General features: G+C 42.1%; 18 protein-coding genes. 7 read left to right on the top strand and 11 right to left on the bottom strand.

Annotated elements, in window-relative coordinates; all coding sequences use genetic code 11:
• Window position 1 precedes the first annotated feature (1 nt).
• The 5 genes from uvrB to R2B77_RS14210 form a co-directional block, all read right to left on the bottom strand.
• Window positions 2-1,984 (bottom strand): excinuclease ABC subunit UvrB, encoded by a 1,983-nt coding sequence (gene uvrB / locus R2B77_RS14230; protein ID WP_203248693.1) that lies wholly within the window; start codon window positions 1,982-1,984, stop codon window positions 2-4.
• A gap of 140 nt (window positions 1,985-2,124) precedes the next feature.
• On the bottom strand, window positions 2,125-2,361 hold the full coding sequence (locus R2B77_RS14225) for an IDEAL domain-containing protein (protein ID WP_203248692.1): 237 nt from the start codon (window positions 2,359-2,361) through the stop codon (window positions 2,125-2,127).
• A gap of 711 nt (window positions 2,362-3,072) precedes the next feature.
• Window positions 3,073-3,255, bottom strand: coding sequence for a hypothetical protein (locus R2B77_RS14220; protein WP_203248691.1), 183 nt, complete (start codon window positions 3,253-3,255; stop codon window positions 3,073-3,075).
• Window positions 3,252-4,463 carry an ABC transporter permease gene (locus tag R2B77_RS14215; RefSeq protein ID WP_203248690.1) on the bottom strand — a complete coding sequence of 404 codons (1,212 nt, stop codon included), beginning with the start codon at window positions 4,461-4,463 and terminating at the stop codon, window positions 3,252-3,254. Before R2B77_RS14215 ends, R2B77_RS14220 begins: the two co-directional genes overlap by 4 nt.
• Entirely contained in the window at window positions 4,456-5,205 is a 750-nt protein-coding gene (locus R2B77_RS14210) for an ABC transporter ATP-binding protein (RefSeq protein ID WP_322555735.1), read from the bottom strand. Before R2B77_RS14210 ends, R2B77_RS14215 begins: the two co-directional genes overlap by 8 nt.
• Window positions 5,206-5,335: 130 nt before the next feature.
• Between R2B77_RS14210 and R2B77_RS14205 the strand changes: the two genes are divergently transcribed.
• The 5 genes from R2B77_RS14205 (at window position 5,336) to R2B77_RS14185 (ending at window position 8,546) form a co-directional block, all read left to right on the top strand.
• Window positions 5,336-5,761, top strand: a complete 426-nt coding sequence (locus R2B77_RS14205; RefSeq protein ID WP_203248688.1) for an HIT family protein — start codon at window positions 5,336-5,338, stop codon at window positions 5,759-5,761.
• Window positions 5,762-5,873: 112 nt separating this feature from the next.
• Window positions 5,874-6,422, top strand: coding sequence for a tryptophan transporter (locus tag R2B77_RS14200; RefSeq protein WP_203248687.1), 549 nt, complete (start codon window positions 5,874-5,876; stop codon window positions 6,420-6,422).
• A 710-nt stretch (window positions 6,423-7,132) separates the two neighbouring features.
• Window positions 7,133-7,495 (top strand): YtxH domain-containing protein, encoded by a 363-nt coding sequence (locus R2B77_RS14195; RefSeq protein ID WP_203248686.1) that lies wholly within the window; start codon window positions 7,133-7,135, stop codon window positions 7,493-7,495.
• A 238-nt stretch (window positions 7,496-7,733) separates the two neighbouring features.
• Entirely contained in the window at window positions 7,734-8,300 is a 567-nt protein-coding gene (locus R2B77_RS14190; protein WP_203248725.1) for an HTH-type transcriptional regulator Hpr, read from the top strand.
• 54 nt (window positions 8,301-8,354) lie between these two features.
• Window positions 8,355-8,546 (top strand): hypothetical protein, encoded by a 192-nt coding sequence (locus R2B77_RS14185; RefSeq protein ID WP_404830757.1) that lies wholly within the window; start codon window positions 8,355-8,357, stop codon window positions 8,544-8,546.
• Window positions 8,547-8,622: 76 nt separating this feature from the next.
• Here R2B77_RS14185 and R2B77_RS14180 read toward each other — a convergent pair whose 3' ends face one another.
• Window positions 8,623-8,715: a YjcZ family sporulation protein gene (locus R2B77_RS14180; protein ID WP_192598653.1), complete on the bottom strand. Its 93-nt coding sequence runs from the start codon at window positions 8,713-8,715 to the stop codon at window positions 8,623-8,625.
• Window positions 8,716-8,860: 145 nt separating this feature from the next.
• On the opposite strand from R2B77_RS14180, the gene R2B77_RS14175 reads away from it, so the two are divergent.
• Window positions 8,861-9,733, top strand: a complete 873-nt coding sequence (locus tag R2B77_RS14175) for a peptidylprolyl isomerase (RefSeq protein ID WP_203248684.1) — start codon at window positions 8,861-8,863, stop codon at window positions 9,731-9,733.
• 54 nt (window positions 9,734-9,787) lie between these two features.
• Here R2B77_RS14175 and yhaM read toward each other — a convergent pair whose 3' ends face one another.
• Genes yhaM through R2B77_RS14150 form a run of 5 tightly spaced genes read right to left on the bottom strand, consistent with a single transcriptional unit; the run spans window position 9,788 to window position 16,452 of the window.
• Window positions 9,788-10,726, bottom strand: a complete 939-nt coding sequence (yhaM, locus tag R2B77_RS14170; protein ID WP_203248683.1) for a 3'-5' exoribonuclease YhaM — start codon at window positions 10,724-10,726, stop codon at window positions 9,788-9,790.
• Window positions 10,723-13,623: an ATP-binding protein gene (locus R2B77_RS14165; RefSeq protein WP_203248682.1), complete on the bottom strand. Its 2,901-nt coding sequence runs from the start codon at window positions 13,621-13,623 to the stop codon at window positions 10,723-10,725. The genes yhaM and R2B77_RS14165 overlap by 4 nt, the downstream gene beginning before the upstream one ends.
• A gap of 9 nt (window positions 13,624-13,632) precedes the next feature.
• Window positions 13,633-14,244, bottom strand: a complete 612-nt coding sequence (locus R2B77_RS14160) for a hypothetical protein (RefSeq protein ID WP_322555733.1) — start codon at window positions 14,242-14,244, stop codon at window positions 13,633-13,635.
• Window positions 14,245-14,294: 50 nt separating this feature from the next.
• Window positions 14,295-15,560, bottom strand: coding sequence for an ABC transporter permease (locus R2B77_RS14155; protein WP_203248680.1), 1,266 nt, complete (start codon window positions 15,558-15,560; stop codon window positions 14,295-14,297).
• Window positions 15,553-16,452, bottom strand: coding sequence for an ABC transporter ATP-binding protein (locus R2B77_RS14150; RefSeq protein ID WP_203248679.1), 900 nt, complete (start codon window positions 16,450-16,452; stop codon window positions 15,553-15,555). The genes R2B77_RS14155 and R2B77_RS14150 overlap by 8 nt, the downstream gene beginning before the upstream one ends.
• A 155-nt stretch (window positions 16,453-16,607) precedes the next feature.
• Between R2B77_RS14150 and R2B77_RS14145 the strand changes: the two genes are divergently transcribed.
• Complete coding sequence (locus R2B77_RS14145; RefSeq protein ID WP_203248678.1) at window positions 16,608-16,793, top strand: YhzD family protein; 186 nt, start codon at window positions 16,608-16,610, stop codon at window positions 16,791-16,793.
• The last annotated feature ends 24 nt before the right edge of the window (window positions 16,794-16,817 follow it).

Genomic DNA, 16,817 nt, shown 5'->3' with positions numbered 1-16,817 from the left:
CTCACCCTTCAACCTTCAGTTCCAGAATCGTATCTCTTAGCTCTGCAGCACGTTCAAAATCAAGCGCTTTGGCCGCTTCTTTCATCTCTTTTTCCAGCGAAGCAACAAGCGTTACTTTCTCGTCCTTTGTCAGCTTCTTACCTTTTGTCACCTTGTCAAAATAAGAAACAACCTCTTCGGCTACTTGCGTTGCACGAATGACTTCACGAATTTCTTTTTTGATCGTCGTTGGTGTAATGCCATGCTTTTCATTGTAAGCCTGTTGAATAGCTCGACGTCGATCCGTTTCATCGATCGCCTTTGTCATAGAATCGGTCATCCGATCCGCGTACATAATGACATGTCCATTGGAATTACGTGCCGCCCGACCAATCGTTTGGATAAGCGCCCGTTCCGATCGTAAGAAGCCTTCCTTGTCTGCATCGAGAATCGTCACAAGTGACACTTCCGGGATATCAATTCCTTCCCTCAGTAGGTTAATGCCCACAAGAACATCGTAGGTGCCCATACGCAATTCACGAATAATTTCAATTCGTTCAAGTGTCTTGATTTCAGAATGTAGGTATTGCACTTTGATACCGATATCCTTCAAATAGTCGGTCAAATCCTCCGACATTTTTTTCGTCAACGTCGTAATGAGAACACGTTCATTTTTCTTCGTTCTGGCATTTATTTCATCAATTAAATCATCAATCTGGCCCTCGATTGGACGAACATCAATCGTCGGGTCTAACAGTCCGGTTGGACGGATGATTTGCTCAATCATTTCAGGTGTGTGCTCAATCTCGTAAGGACCTGGGGTTGCCGAAACGTAAATCGCTTCCTTGACATGTCCCTCAAATTCAGTAAATGTTAGCGGCCGATTATCAAGCGCTGATGGCAAACGAAAACCGTGTTCAACTAGTACATTTTTTCGTGCTTGGTCACCATTAAACATACCCCTAATTTGCGGTAACGACACATGACTTTCATCGACCACGATTAGAAAATCATCTGGGAAATAGTCCAGTAGCGTATATGGAGTAGCACCCGCTGGACGTAGGGTTAAATGACGTGAGTAGTTTTCAATACCCGAACAAAAGCCCATCTCCCGCATCATTTCAAGGTCGTAGCGCGTTCGCTGCTCAAGACGCTGCGCCTCTAGGAGCTTGTCCTGTCCACGTAATTCCTTTAAACGCTCTTCCAGTTCGGCTTCAATATTGTCGATTGCTTGAACCATTTTTTCTTCACGAGTGACGAAGTGGGATGCTGGAAAAATTGCGATATGATCACGTTCACCAAGAATTTCTCCTGTTAGTGCATCCACTTCACGAATTCGATCGATTTCATCACCGAAAAATTCAATACGCATACAATGCTCATCACGGGATGCCGGGAAAATCTCTACAACATCGCCCCTGACACGGAATGTCCCGCGTGTGAAACTAACGTCATTTCGCTCATATTGGACATCTACAAACTTACGTAGCAATTCGTTGCGCCCGATTTCCATCCCTGTGCGCAGTGAAACAACGAGCTCGCGGTATTCCTCAGGCGATCCTAGACCGTAAATACAGGACACGGATGCAACGATTAAAACATCATTGCGCTCGAATAGCGCAGATGTCGCAGAGTGCCGAAGCTTGTCGATTTCATCATTGATACTCGCATCCTTCTCGATAAATGTGTCCGTGTGCGGAACGTACGCTTCCGGCTGGTAGTAATCGTAATAACTTACAAAGTACTCAACCGCATTGTCCGGAAAAAACTCTTTGAATTCACTATATAATTGACCTGCTAACGTTTTGTTATGGGCGATGACGAGGGTTGGTTTATTGATTTCCTTCACGACATTCGATACCGTGAATGTTTTCCCTGTCCCAGTCGCACCGAGTAGTGTCTGGTGCTTTTCGCCTTTGTCAAGTCCTTCTAACAATTTGGCAATTGCATAAGGCTGATCGCCTTGGGGTGTATAAGGGGCTTGCAAGTTAAATTTCCGTACCATAGTGGTCGTGCCCTCCCTATGAAGAATTACTTTTACTTTAGCACAATCTTTCATTTTATACGAATAAAAACGAACGTACGTTTTTTGTCAAAATAAAAAAAACGCCGCATATGTACATCCATGCGACGTTTTTTATTTTTTTAGTTAGCTTCTTCTAATTTTTTAAGGCTTTCTGTGTACTTAAGAAATGCCTGTTCGTCACGACAGTCAAGCGAAAGATCAATTAGTCCCATGAGTCGCTCCATTGTTTGTTGTCGGTGAATATGGTTTAGGAATAGGTCCATGTAAATGTCATTCAACAGTTTTTCCGCCTGGAGTGAAGAACTATTTTTCCCAACGGCTTTCAAAAACTCAGCATATGAATAATTATTTTCCATCTCGCTCACCCCGATGCCTTTTATTTATTATATCTACTTTTCGGGGTAAGTTGCAAGGTTTTTGGGAATATTCTATTTTATTTTTTATCAACATAGGATTGCCACCCTTTTCACTAGATCATTTCTGGTTTGCTTTCGGCAAAATAATTAAGACATAATAACCGAGTAGTAGACATCTTGTTATGAATAGTTACCCGTTGCAAACCTTCAACATTCAAGTGAAAAATACAGTTGCTTGGAAAGAAAAGAATAGACGCTTCTCTATAGAGGTTGTAAGTGCCCGAAGATGCAATTTCGGGCACTTTGGCACGTTGTACAAGGTGATTCTTTCTTACTTTTAGCAAGCTCTATAAGAAAGTGACACTTCCTAAAATAATAATGGAAAAGTCCATTGTAAAAGCTTCGGCAGCCAAAATTGCATCTTTGGCTGCCCTCTCTAGTTAAGAAGCTCTCAATTCCCTCATCCCCAAAAGCATTAGCACTTCGTGTACAAGTGTTTTTAGTGAGCGACGGATGAACGACTACCATACGATTACCGGAAGAATGTATAGGGATGCGGCTTCGCGGCTTCGCCGCATCCCTATACATAAAAACAGTACGGTTATTGTACAGAAGTCGTTCAATCTAAAGCGAACCGAAAGCAACTATACATGGAGCACCTAGTATTTGATTAAGACTTTTCAGGTTACCTTTAGTTAATCAACATGCAAACTACAGCTGACTTACAATAATTTCTTTCACTTCTTTAAATAATACTTCCGGTAGCCTTTCAATATAGGTGGCGTTTCTTACCTTCAGGTCGAGTGATTTTACCTGTTGGCAAAGAATTGAACCTTGTGTTGTATCAACGCGAAAGAAGCCGTCCCAATATGTCATCGGAACGGCTTCTTTCAATCAAATTCTTTCTTTTCTCCAGTCAAACGAATCGTAGCTTCTGAAATAATGACAATGACTGCCCCGATTAACAGCGGTGTCGTAGTGATTCCATAAAGGAACAATGCGGTAACTGTAACGGCAATTGCTTGAATCCATTGTACCGAGCGGACGAGCCGCTTAATCGCTGCGGGACGTGTGTCTTCCTGCTCAGGAAACAGCATATCCATGCGGAATTCATCTCCCGCGCGCAACGCATGGATCAACTGCACCGCCGATGCAAATGCCAGCGCTCCGGAAAAAACGAAAATAACAATCGGAAACGGGATGAATAATGCACCTAGCGCAGACAAAGCGGTTAGCCTTACCCATAACCAGAAAATATCATCTGTCCGGATAAATGTGCGTCTGACAAGATAAGCCTGCGGCACAGTTTGTCCGAATTTCGGCTTGTCGAATAACAGTCCAATCCAGCCTCTTCGACTGACAGAGCCTTTTAAATGAGGAACATCAGTGAAATAGTTCGCAAAACGGTAAAATCGCATCATCCGATTCTGCTCTAGTTCGATAAAGTGATCATATGGGAACGGCTTTTCCTTGCGCCGCTTCGTCCACTGCACACTATACACTCCCATTAACACACTAACGACTAACAGGAGAAGGTAATTTTCAACTAGACCATTTAACAGAAATAACCCTACCAATACAAACCGAATAAGCCGGTCCAACCAAATTCGTCTACCTTCAAAGCTATGCCTAAAATTATATTCTGACACAACAAACAGCCATTTGACGAGAACCATCATTATCGCGATGCCTATATATACTGTTTTATCTCCCGTCCCCGTGGCAGACAATAACGGCAATGCGACAATATACAGGATGAACGGTAAAGGCAGCTGTGAAAAAAACGTCCATCGTAATGCTTGCTTCACATACATCTCAAGCTTATTTTCAAGTGGTAAAAAATAAACAGTATCTGCTGGCTTCAACAGCGTCACGGTCGGGGAAAAAACGAGTGCTAGTCCAAGTACAATAGCCGTCAACAATGCCGCTGGAAAATCTGCTGGCACTTCCTTCAACCATTCACTGTAAGCATAGCCTCCTGCTCCAATTGTAAAAACGAATACAATGGCCAAATGACCTGTAAACACATATTTCATATATTTTTGGAGCTCGGTTATATAATGGACGAACCGCGCCCCCCATATTTCACGTAAATTATTCATTGTCGGCTTCCTCTGTCATCGCGATATACAGATCATCCAGTGATGCACCCGGACGTCCGAATGCTTTTCGCAAATCATCCATCGTCCCTTCTGCTCGCACCCGTCCGTCGTGCAATAAAATGATTCTATCGCAATACTTTTCTGCCGTTGATAAAACATGCGTCGACATGAGGACTGAGGCTCCACTATCCTTGCGCTCCGTCATCTGTTCAATCTGTTCAAGCAGTGATTTAATACCGATGGGGTCCAAACCTATGAATGGCTCATCGATAATGTATAACGAAGGGTTGACGAGAAACGCACACATAATCATTACTTTTTGTCGCATCCCTTTTGAAAAATGCGCTGGGAACCAGTTCAAGCGTTTCTCCATCCTAAATTCATGCAATAAGATTTCTGAACGTGCCTCAAATACTTCTTTGTCCAACCCATATGCCATCGCTGTTAACTCAAGGTGTTCGCGCAGCGTTAACTCTTCATAAAGGATTGGCGTTTCAGGAATATAAGTGAACGCCTTGCGATAGGTTTCAGGGTCCTCACTGAACGTCACCCCATTGACACGGATTTCGCCACTATGCGGATTCATCAGCCCAATAATATGTTTAATGGTCGTACTTTTACCAGCCCCATTTAGGCCGATTAAACCAACAAGCTCACCATTTCCAATGTTAAATGATAAATCATGCAGGACAGGTTTACGTGTATAGCCGCCAGTTACATCTTTCATCTCTAAAATTGTCATGTCCATCCCCCATTCATCTTGCTCTAGTTTAACAAAAAACTGTATAAAATGCTTTGTCGCTCATTCATCATTTACGGATTCAAGATCATATTATGCTACACTTGTCCCATTGATGAAAGGAAGTGCCAAAATGACTGCATGTATTTTTTGTAAAATTATCGAAGGAACGATTCCGAGCATGAAAGTATATGAGGACGACCATGTTTATGCCTTCATGGATATTATGCCTGCCTCAAAAGGACATGTCCTCCTTATTCCGAAAACACATTGTGAAAACATCTACGATATGACGGAACAGCAAGCATCACAATTATTTGCGGTTGCACCCAATATTGCCAATGCTATTCAAGCCGAATTCAACCCTAAAGGTATGAACCTACTACAAAACAACGGAGCTTTTGCAGGACAAGCTGTATTCCACTTTCATCTGCATTTCATCCCTCGTTACGATGAAGCAGATGGCTTCCAATTGGATGTTAAAACAAATGACGCAGCCTATACTGCCGAACAAATCACTGAATTCGCTGCAGGTATTCGAGGTAAACTAACTATCTAGGCTTGCTTATTTTCTAAAAAAGGTGTAAGATTCATATAAGTTTTTTCGCTGCCGATCACGAGGATACGTCAGGAGAAACTAACAAACTAGTTGAGTTGAGGAGAGATGAGAAATGAATACGAAGAATCTTGTATTAATGGCATTATTGGTCGCGGTAGGTGCTGCATTGTATTTAATCATTCCAGGATATGGTGAAGGAATGAAGCCTGATTTCATGCTAACGATGATGTTTATCGGTATATTACTTTTCCCACAAACAAAGAATGTATTTTTACTAGCTGTCACAACAGGCGTAATATCCGGGCTATTCTCTAGTTTCCCTGGTGGTTTCGTCCCTAATATCGTTGACAAATTTATCACTGCATTTGTGATTTATGCCCTTGTTATTACATTTAAAAAGTTCACTGGTAATATAATAGCTACAACAATCATGACTGGTATAGGAACTATTCTTTCAGGTAGCATTTTCTTATCCGTTGCACTTTTCATTCTCGGTGTAACAATTCCAGGACTTGCATCTCCAATGGTAGCTTTTACAACATTATTCGTAGCTGTTGTCCTTCCTGCCATCGCTATGAACTGTATCGCATTTTTCATCATCTATCCGATTGTCAAAGGCTTGATGAAGCGAACTTCATTCAAAACAGTATTATCTAATTAATAACCATCCAAGCTTTCCGTCATCATGCGGAAAGCTTTTTTTATTTATTTGCATTTCTACTGGACCATTTCCGGTTCGCTTTCGGCTAACTATTCACGATATAATAACCAAGGAGGAATTAATGTGTCTGGAAATGACTTCGTCATTTCCAGACACATTAATTTCGGTCATCTTGTTGTGAATAGTTGCCTATCGCGTACCTACAACGTTCAAGTGATAAATGCAATTGTTTGGAAAGAAAAGAATAGATGACTTTCTATAAAGGGAGTAAGTTCCCGAAGATACAATTTCGGGAACTTTTGCACTTTGTACAAAGTATTCCTTCCCAAATTCAAAAAAGAAAACTCCATAGTAAAAGCCTTAGCCGCCAAAATTGTATCTTTGGCGGCTTTTACCCAGGTAGAAAGGCTTCTGTTCCCTCGTCCCAAAAAGCATTAACACTTCGTTTATCTTCGCTTTTGGTGAGAGACGGATGAACGACCAACATACAATTACCCGAAGAAATGTATAGGGATACGGCGCAGTCGCATCCCTATATATAAAAACAGCTCGGTAATTGTATAGAAGTCGTTCAATCTAAAGCGAACCAAAAGCGACTATACATAAAGTGCCCTGTGTTTGATTAAGTTATTGATTGCCCAGTTGATGCTTCCATGCTTTAATAATAATATGAGACAAATACTATTCACCATGAAAGGAGTGCCTGCACAATGAAAGCATCTACATTTTTCCTTGGACTCGTAGCTGGCTCTGTTGCAGCTGCAGTAACCGTATTATATTCAGCTCCCCAATCGGGAAACGAGCTTCGAAAAACTGTTAAAAATGCAACGACTGACATGAAAAGTAAATTCCAAGACGTCAAAGGCTGTGTCGACGATTTGAAGGATTCCATCTCCCACTTAACACAGGAAGCAAAAGAAGCCATTCCTGCTGCGATTGACGGTATTAAAGGCTCTGTTGAACAATGGCAGCAAGCAACTGAACCGAACAAGGAACGGATGGAAAAAGAAATTGCCGCCATTCAAAAAGCACTTGAAGAACTTGAACAATCACTTGCAGCACAACAAAAATGATTCAACCGGTTGTCCAAATTTACTTGGATAACCTTTTTTTATTACTAAAGTGCCGTGAAATTCGCCGGAGGTTTTGTCTGCATTCAACCGGAATTCGAGCATCGATTGAATGCAGATAAAAGTTTTTTTGCAATTCTTACTTTTCTCTTCTTTGCTTTCCTGCTATAATAAAAGAAATGAAACTAACTAGAAAGAAGGTGACTCTGTGCCAGAACAAAAGTTTTCCCAAAAGGACGCAATGATTTTCAGTCAGCGCGTTGCACAAATGTCAAAAGCACTTTGGAAAGCAGTCGAAAAGGATTGGCAAAATTGGATCAAACCTTATGATTTGAATATTAATGAGCATCATATTTTATGGATTTCCTACCATCTTCAGGCTGCTACTATTTCTGATATTGCTAAATTTGGTGTCATGCATGTTTCCACTGCATTTAACTTCTCCAAAAAACTCGAACAACGCGGATACTTAGTGTTCTTTAAAAAAGAAGAAGATCGACGTAATACATATGTTTCCGTTACAGCAGAAGGAGAAAAACTACTTCTTGAAATGAATGATAATTATTTTAACTCTGAACGGGATATTTTAGAAGGTTCACTTCCTATTAAGGAGCTTTACGGCAAATTCCCTGAGTTTCTTGAAGTGAAATCCGTAATCCGCAATATTTACGGGGAAGATTTTATGGAGATTTTTGAACAAGGTTTTAAGAACCTTGAAAACTCATTTGATAGCCATCAAAAAGCGTCATCACTAGATCAACAGGGAGAAAGTAACCCATCACTCCCTACTCCTTCCGATGAAAAATAATTTCTTTTCATACTGTCTTCTGCTATGATTACTTTGTTAAGCTGAAGGGGAGGAATGGACTTGATCCTTGTAATTACAATTCTGTTCTCATTATTTTACTTGTTCCAAATCAATAAGATGACATATGCGCTATGTGAATCCCGGGAAATCCCCGAAGAGAAACAGCCGAAAATCTATAAAACGGTAAACATTCTTGTCACCATTTTAATTTTATCTTTCTATGTCGAAATCCTATTGAATGTCTAACACGAACGCATAAAGAAAAGTCCATTCCCTTTTTTTAGAGGGTAATGGACTTTTTACATTGTTTAGGCCTCTTGGTTTAATACAGGAAGGCTGCACCGACAATGATTAGTAAGATGAACAACACAACAATCAACGCGAAGCCCGAAGAACCTTGGTTATATCCGCTCATTGGAGCACCCCCTCTCTCTCTCTGTATCCTATGCATTGCTTTTGTGCTGTTATAGGCAAATTCTCCGGGGGAACCTTTTTGTTTTCGAGGCGTTTTTATGATATAGTATCTACTGTTGCACATAAAAGTTAGGGGAGAATTCAAAATGAAAAAAACTGTATTAGCACTTACAATGGCCGCATCTGTTCTTGCACTTTCAGCTTGTAGCGATAAAAATACCGCTGATGAAGCAGTCATTACTTCAAAAATTGGTGATATTACAAAAAACGAATTTTATGAAGAAATGAAAATAGCAGGTGGTGAACAGATCCTTCTACAAATGACTGTTGAAAAAGTGCTTAACGATAAGTATAAAGTTTCTGATCAAGACGTTGAGGATAAGTTTAAAGAAATCGAAGAGCAATACGGAGAGGGTCTTGATACGGTCCTTGCTCAACAAGGTCTAACAAAGGAAACTCTCAAAAAACAGCTTCGCTTTGAATTGTTAAATAACGAAGCAGTTACTGAAGATATCGAAGTATCTGCTGAAGAAATTGCACAGCGTGGAAAAGAGCTCAACACTGAATTGCATGTAAGACATATTTTAGTTGAGGATGAAGAAACAGCGCTGGAAGTAATTAAAAAGCTTGAGGGCGGAGCAGCATTCGCTGATCTAGCAAAAGAATTCTCGACAGACCCAGGTTCAAAAGATAATGGTGGCGAATATGAGTGGTTCGGTTTCGGGAAAATGGTTCCAGAATTTTGGAGCGCTGCTTATAATTTAGAACCAAGCCAAATTAGTGAGCCTGTACAATCATCACATGGCTTCCACATCATCGAAACACTTGGCAAGCGCGATCTTGAAGGTGATAAAGCGACAAAAGTAGACGAAGACAAAGTTCGTAAAGAACTAGCTCTAGAAAAAGCAGACCAAAACGCGGCCTTCGAAAAAGTTGCAAAACTGATTAAAGAAGCCGATATCAAAATAAAAGATGCAGATTTAAAGGCTACTTTGGACATGTTCAAGGATAAAGAATAATATTTTCCATGCTATAGAAAAGGGCTATCCGTCATTCGGGTAGCCCTTTTCTTGTTATTCAAAAGACGGTTTGAAGAACGAGCGATTATCGAGTGGGAAAATTCGCTCTGTGAATTCACCCGGAGCCGTTTTTCCGAGTGCACGATCTAACATATTCATCTTCGCATCGATATTGTCAATGTAGTGAAGGATTTCTGCCTCTTTCAGCATCGGTCGTTTCGGGCTTCCCCATTCTTCCTTGCCGTGGTGAGACAATACCATATGTTGCAGCAACATCACTTCTTCACCTGCAATTTCAAGTTCGTCTGCAGCTTTCGATATTTCATTCACCATAATTGTAATATGACCGAGCAGATTCCCCTCAATCGTATATTGCGTGGCAATCGGCCCAGACAGCTCGATGACTTTCCCCACGTCATGCAAAATAATACCCGCATAGAGTAAATCCTTATTGAGAGATGGGTACAAATCTGCCAGTGCTTTACCTAGTTTAAGCATCGATACAACATGATCGATAAGACCAGACACATAATCATGATGATTTTTTGTCGCTGCTGGATAAGTCATGAAAGCCGCCTGATGTTTCTTCAATAAATGACGGGTAATTCGTTGAATATGCGGATTTTGCATTTCAAAGAAATACTGCATTAACTCCTCATACAGTACTTCCTTACTTTTAGCTGAAGAAGGAACGAGGTCAGCTATTGATATGCCCTCATCCTCTTTAACTGGTCGGATGCTTTTAATGCGCAATTGATTTTTACCACGGTATTCATGTAATTCGCCGCCTACTTTGACAATCGTCGCGGCTGCATACGTCTTTGCCAGCTCGTCCGTTGTATCCCAGAGCTTCGCTTCAATATCACTGCTTTTATCCTGCAAAATCAGTGTCATGAAGGGGCTACCTTGCGTCGTAACTCCTTTTGTAGACTGCTTGATGAGCAGATAGATATCTAGCGGTTCACCTACTTTATAATCTGTCAGCTTTTTCATAAACTATTTACCCCCTGTTCGCTTCCGATAGCAGAAACGTTTACTATTGTTGCATCCTGCCAGCGTTCCGTCATTTCTTTATGGCAGGTGAAATAAATGAACTGGTGTTGCTCCTGTAACTGATTGAGTAATTCAATCATACGCGAAAGTCGCTGTCCGTCAAAGTGGACGAATGGATCATCCATAATGATTGGAAACGGTGCGGTCTTCAAAATAGAAGCAGCCAATGCCAAGCGAAGTGCAATATAGGCTTGTTCTTTGGTCGCCTGACTTAACTCTACAATCGGATAACGCATTCCATCGACAGCCACTGCCTCGAAATAGCCAGCCCCCGTCACAATTAGCGATTCATATCGCCCACCTGTTAACTCACAAAATAATCTTTCTGCAACGGTAAGCACCTCTGGCAGCTTCTTCTCCTTCAATTCCACCATCGTCCGCCTAATGGCTTCAGCAATTGCTTTGCGCTCTGACCATCGTTTCGCAAGCTCGGCAAGTTCGGCTTTTTTCATTTCAAATAGTTGGAGTTTACGTCCATAAGTTTCATCCGTCAATAAATGATTCGTTTTATGAACGAGGCTTGCTTGCTCATTGATGAGTTCCTTGAGCTGTTCGTCGACTACAGACTGGGCACTGTTGTTGTCAGCCAACTGCACCGCTACCTCTTCTTCAGTCACTCCATCATGCGATTCTATCGTCCCATGCACGGCCAATTGTAGCTGTATATCATTTAACTGCTCCGTCAACTTTCCAACTTCCTGGACGATCTGATCTGCTGCATAAAACGCTTCTACCGTTTCCACACCAGCTTCAGCAAGCAATTGCTGTATTCGGTCTTGTAGCCTGTCAGCGAGTTCAGCTACCTCTCTCATCACTTCTTTCTTATGCTCGGTGCTCACTTGCCATGATTTAAAGCTTTCGGTTTGATCCTTTAACTGCATAAATTCTCTTCTAAGCATCTCATATAATGCTGCTTGTGGCACGCTTTTTTGCAGTACTTTTTCAACTTCCTGTATGCGAATGTCAATATTGTTTTGCGCTATTTTTTGTCGATTGTCAATTTCTTCGATATCCTTCGTTACTTCTTGTATTTGGCGAATGAAGCGTAGTAATTCTGGAATAATTTTAGGTGATGGCAAACGATCAAAACCATAATCTTGTAAAATCTGCAATAGCTGGCCTTCCAATTGCCTTCTATCGTCATGACCAATATCGAGCTCCTGCACAAAGACCTGATGCTTGCGTTCAAGATCTGCAAAAGTTTGCTGTAGCCCTTCTTTATCCCGCTGAGCACCCGCAATATGTTCTATCAGCTGCTCCATTTGCTGTTCTCGCCCTTCATACAAGGCGATAAAACGTTCCATCTCCTGCATTTTCACCGCATCGCCAGCTTGTGAGCCTTGGCGCCTCCACAAAAATGCACCAATAATCCCACAAACAGCCCCCAGTATGATAATGAGCCATTCTTTTTGAATAAAACCAACGAGAATACATGCAATAGCTAACACGATTAGCAAGGCAGGTAGTACAGCCACATTGTTAACCCGTTGCCGGCCACCAATCGCCACATAAGCTTTCGCCTCTGCGAGCTGCTGACGAATTGTTGGCCATCGCTGAGCAAGTTCCAGTTCTTCCTGCGAAGCCATCGTTTGTTGGATGTCTCGGAGTTTTGCTTCAATCGCTAATAAGTCATTTTCCAGTTGTGCAAGCTGACGCTCTGAGTAGTCGATTTGCTGTTCACTTGCTGTGAGACCTGCTAAGAGGTGATGGATCTCTTCTTCCTGCTGCAAGGAGACATTCGCTTGTAGCAGACGTTGCTCCGCCTGTTCCCCTTGGACACCTAAACGCCCCATCAAACGGATTTTCACATCTGTTAAATGCTTTAATTCATCTTCAGCAGACGCCGTTGCCATACACCAACCATGCCACTCCGCCTCTTTTGCCAATAAAACCTCACTATCTTCCAATCGATTAGCCGCCAGCTGCTCCGGCATTGTTGCGGTTAATTGTGCCAGTTCATCAGTCAATCTCCGCTTTGTTGCATCCGCTTCCGTCCATTTATCGACCAACGCCTCGTAGCGTCGGATACCGTCTATTGGAAAAGCAGCTACATGTAGTTGTGCTAGCTTTGCTTCAAGGGCCATTTTCTTCTGATGTAAAGGGAGAAGCTGCCTTGTTATAGCTAGCTTGTCTGCTTGCTTGTGAAATATTTCACGTCGGGCGTATAAATCCGTCAGCTGCTTGTCGATTTCTTGCAATCGTTGAATAGCCGGTGCATACTCCGCCACTTTCCCTTGCGCATCCTTTAACTCGATTTCTAGCTCACGAAGTTCCATCATTTTTACATTCATCTCTGGAATTTTCCCAGACTTTTTAAACAACTCGCCCATCTCTTTATCCATTCTTTTTTCAAGCTGCAACAAGGAATCCACACCCGTCGTCCCCGACGCAAGAAGTGTTCGGCTCAGCTCTTCCTCATCCATCTTGTCGAAGCCTTGCAGCTGCAACAAGGAAAATGAAAAGATTGATTCAAAAGATATCCGATCATAATGCCGTAGTAAGCTACGGAGTTCTTGCTCACCACCCATTGTCCCATCTTCAAAGTGAACGGTGACATCACCGGCTGATTTCCCTCGGACACGTTCTACGATGCATTTGCCATATCGTTCGTCTACAAGATGGACTTGTCCTCCATATTTGCCTCCCGATTTAGGCTCATAGCGCAGCAAGGCACTATTTTTTTGCGGAAAGCCAAAAAGGATATGTAAGATGAATTGCTGAATTGTTGTTTTTCCGGCTTCATTCTCTCCATATAACACCGTCATACCAGCGCCAAAATCCACTGTGGCATTGTCATGTTTACCAAATCCGTAAATGATTAGCTTGTCAATCTTCATTTCATCACCTCATTCCATTTCCGCTACTATTAATGCCCGCGCCGCTGCTTTAACCTCTTCGATATCATCTGTCTGTAAAATATCTAAATACTTCACGCCCTGCGTATGCTGGTATAGCTCCTTCAAAACGTCCTTCCAGTCGTCTGCCTGCCATCCGTCAATCCTACCGATAACCGATTGACCAAGCGTACCTAGTGCTGTTATGGGAGTGGCTGACTGGGCAAATGATAGCTTCTGCACCCAGACAAACGGCTCGCCGTTTCCTATCGCATCGCGTAATACCTCGAGCCACTCTTGCTCTGTCGATTGCCGAAATAACTCCGCAGTCCCACTGTCTATATCAAGCATCACCAGCTCCACGATGGCTGCTCCGTACTGTGATGCGAAGGACTCCAGTACTTCTCGACATGCCACTAACCATTCATTGGCATGACTGATTCCTTTACAGGATACTTCCAGACGTTCAAAAACAATGGAAGACGCGGGGATGAAATGAAGAGCCGCACTCACTTTCGATAACGTTACTTCATAGAATCCTTTCACGCCACGCTCATTGCGATGCCGCCCTTGTAAATTTCCCGGGTACACAAATTTGCTTGCAAACTGTGACCTTTGGCGCATAAAAAAAGAACTCTGAGAATACAAATTCAGAGTCCTAATTTTCATACTGATTATTCTTTCCCTAACTGAATTGCCTTTTTAATATCCTTCAACGATTTTGATGGGCCATACATGAGAACGCCACCGCGGTAGACACGTGCGCCAAACCAGCCGAGGATGAAAATTGTGACGAGCAGCAGCGCGATCGATAACACTGGCTCCCACACAGGTAAATCCAACATGCCGACACGTAAGAACATGACGAGTGGTGCAAAGAACGGGAAGAAGGAAGCATATTTGATATACGCCATTTCTGGATTACCAAGGCCCGTTGCTGCAATCATAAATGCCGCTACAATTAACAATGTCATCGGCATAATCATTTGTTGCACATCTTCTGTTCGGCTAACGAGCGAGCCTAGCAAAGCTGCAAGCGTCGCGTACAGGAAATAGCCTAACAGGAAGAAGACAATAGCATAAATGATTGTTCCAACATTCATATTGGAAAAGCCAAACACTGAAAAGAAACCATCTGCCATGTTAGCCGCTGACGTTTTCAGCGCGATAAAACCGGCGAGACCGAATAATACCATTTGCAATAAACCAAGCGAGCCAATTCCTAGCACTTTAGCAAACATATGCTTCGCGGGAGACACACTGGAAATTAGAATTTCCATAACACGCGATGATTTTTCTGTTGCTACTTCTGTTGCAATCATGCTTGCATACATGATAACCGCAAAGTAAATGAGGAACATGAGCACATAGACAAGACCCCGTGCCTGACTTAACTCCTCTTCCGTTTTCGCCGATGGAGATACGGAATGTTCTTCAAATTGAATCGGCGCAAACAGCGTCTGCACCTGTTCACCCGACAACGATAATTCCTCCGCTTTCATTTCCGTTTGAATCGATTGAAGCGCATCTTGTAGCATCATCGGTAGCGAGAATTCCATCGAACTCATAGAGGTATAGTTCGCTTGAATCGTATTTGCTTCATCCAATTTCAAGGTCAAAAAGGAATCGATTTCTCCTTCCTTCACTTGATCGGTCAGCTCCTGCTCTGATTCACTAGCTTTTTCTACTATCATATCCGAGCCACTTGCCTCAAACTGTGCAGTTAAACGATCTACTAAAATACCACTTTCATCTATCACTTGTAGCACTTGAGCCGACTCACTATCGCCACCTGTAACACTTTTCACACCATCAATAATTTTCCCCATATTGGCAAACAGGAAAACTGCGGCTAGCATAATCGCAGTTGTAATGATGAATGATTTCGTTTTCGCTTTTGTTACGAAGGCTTGTTTAAAAATAATCATAAATTCACGCATGTTGTTTCCCCACCTTTTCGATGAAAATATCTTGCAGCGAAGGCTCTTCAATTTCAAAGTGACGGATTGGACCTGTTTGTAAAGCCGCTGTTAATAGTTTGCTAGCGATTTCCTCTGCTTCTACTTGGTAAATCGCGCCTTCTACTGTTTTGGTGACAGACGTAACACCCGAAATGGATGCAAGTAGCGACAAATCGTTATCTGAATGAATACGGACATTATGCTTACTAAATGACCGTTTAACATCCCGCAGTGAGCCACTGACAATCTGTTTTCCCTTATCGATAATACTTAACTGCTCACATAATTCTTCCACGTGATCCATGCGATGACTCGAAAAGACAATTGTCGCACCTTCATTGCGGAAATCTAAAATGGCTGCTTTCAACATTTCAACATTCACCGGGTCAAGACCGGAAAACGGTTCGTCGAGAATAAGCAATTGCGGCTTATGTAGAAGCGATGCAATGACTTGGATTTTTTGCTGATTCCCCTTCGATAGCTCTTCGATTTTTTTAGTCGCATAATGCGGAACTTCAAAACGTTCAAGCCAGTTGTGGAGCTCTCTTTTCGCATCTCCTTTGCTCATACCTCGTAGCTGTGCGAGGAAAATAAGCTGATCCTCAACTTTCATTTTTGGATAAAGCCCACGTTCTTCAGGTAAATAACCGATTTGAGGACTCGTTGCATATGAAATCGGTTTTCCATTCCATGTAATCCGCCCCTCATTGGCATTCAAAAGCCCAAGAATCATGCGGAACGTCGTCGTCTTGCCCGCTCCATTGGCGCCAAGAAACCCATACATCGTGCCATCCCCAACCGACAGAGATAAATCATTAACGGCAGTAAAATCACCGAAGCGCTTCGTGACATTTTCAAGTAGTAAAGTCATTTTTGTAACTCCCTTCGTTTTTCAACCTTATACATATACGTATCTAGTAACCTAAAGTTTCAGGATTTCTAATTTTTGCTACTAACGATTTGTTTTTAGAATCTTTCGTAGTATTGTAGTATAATGAATGAAATTGAATGGAAAGGGTGAATGTTGTGAGAACTTATAAACTAACTGCATACGAGCCTACGGGGAAATTGATTACAGAAGAAACGTTCACTGCTGAAACAGACGACGCAGCAAAAATACAAGGCCAGGCATTGCTTGAAGAAAAAGATCTTGTTGAAAAAACACATCGCCTTGCATCTCCAGCTGGGAAATTATTATTGTTTCATTCTTAAAAAAGTGCAGCTAAGCAAAACACA

Source organism: Sporosarcina beigongshangi, from assembly GCF_033485195.1.
GTDB lineage: Bacteria > Bacillota > Bacilli > Bacillales_A > Planococcaceae > Sporosarcina > Sporosarcina beigongshangi.
The sequence above is the reverse complement of the archived record's forward strand: the minus strand, read 5'-3'. Positions and strand labels throughout refer to the sequence as shown.

Excerpts from the sequence above, each read along its gene's own strand:
- uvrB (WP_203248693.1), bottom strand. The coding sequence starts at position 1,984 with ATGGTACGGAAATTTAACTTGCAAGCCCCTTATACACCCCAAGGCGAT.
- R2B77_RS14225 (WP_203248692.1), bottom strand. The coding sequence starts at position 2,361 with ATGGAAAATAATTATTCATATGCTGAGTTTTTGAAAGCCGTTGGGAAA.
- R2B77_RS14215 (WP_203248690.1), bottom strand. The coding sequence starts at position 4,463 with ATGAATAATTTACGTGAAATATGGGGGGCGCGGTTCGTCCATTATATA.
- R2B77_RS14210 (WP_322555735.1), bottom strand. The coding sequence starts at position 5,205 with ATGACAATTTTAGAGATGAAAGATGTAACTGGCGGCTATACACGTAAA.
- R2B77_RS14205 (WP_203248688.1), top strand. The coding sequence starts at position 5,336 with ATGACTGCATGTATTTTTTGTAAAATTATCGAAGGAACGATTCCGAGC.
- R2B77_RS14200 (WP_203248687.1), top strand. The coding sequence starts at position 5,874 with ATGAATACGAAGAATCTTGTATTAATGGCATTATTGGTCGCGGTAGGT.
- R2B77_RS14195 (WP_203248686.1), top strand. The coding sequence starts at position 7,133 with ATGAAAGCATCTACATTTTTCCTTGGACTCGTAGCTGGCTCTGTTGCA.
- R2B77_RS14190 (WP_203248725.1), top strand. The coding sequence starts at position 7,734 with ATGATTTTCAGTCAGCGCGTTGCACAAATGTCAAAAGCACTTTGGAAA.
- R2B77_RS14185 (WP_404830757.1), top strand. The coding sequence starts at position 8,355 with ATGGACTTGATCCTTGTAATTACAATTCTGTTCTCATTATTTTACTTG.
- R2B77_RS14180 (WP_192598653.1), bottom strand. The coding sequence starts at position 8,715 with ATGAGCGGATATAACCAAGGTTCTTCGGGCTTCGCGTTGATTGTTGTG.
- R2B77_RS14175 (WP_203248684.1), top strand. The coding sequence starts at position 8,861 with ATGAAAAAAACTGTATTAGCACTTACAATGGCCGCATCTGTTCTTGCA.
- yhaM (WP_203248683.1), bottom strand. The coding sequence starts at position 10,726 with ATGAAAAAGCTGACAGATTATAAAGTAGGTGAACCGCTAGATATCTAT.
- R2B77_RS14165 (WP_203248682.1), bottom strand. The coding sequence starts at position 13,623 with ATGAAGATTGACAAGCTAATCATTTACGGATTTGGTAAACATGACAAT.
- R2B77_RS14160 (WP_322555733.1), bottom strand. The coding sequence starts at position 14,244 with ATGCGCCAAAGGTCACAGTTTGCAAGCAAATTTGTGTACCCGGGAAAT.
- R2B77_RS14155 (WP_203248680.1), bottom strand. The coding sequence starts at position 15,560 with ATGCGTGAATTTATGATTATTTTTAAACAAGCCTTCGTAACAAAAGCG.
- R2B77_RS14150 (WP_203248679.1), bottom strand. The coding sequence starts at position 16,452 with ATGACTTTACTACTTGAAAATGTCACGAAGCGCTTCGGTGATTTTACT.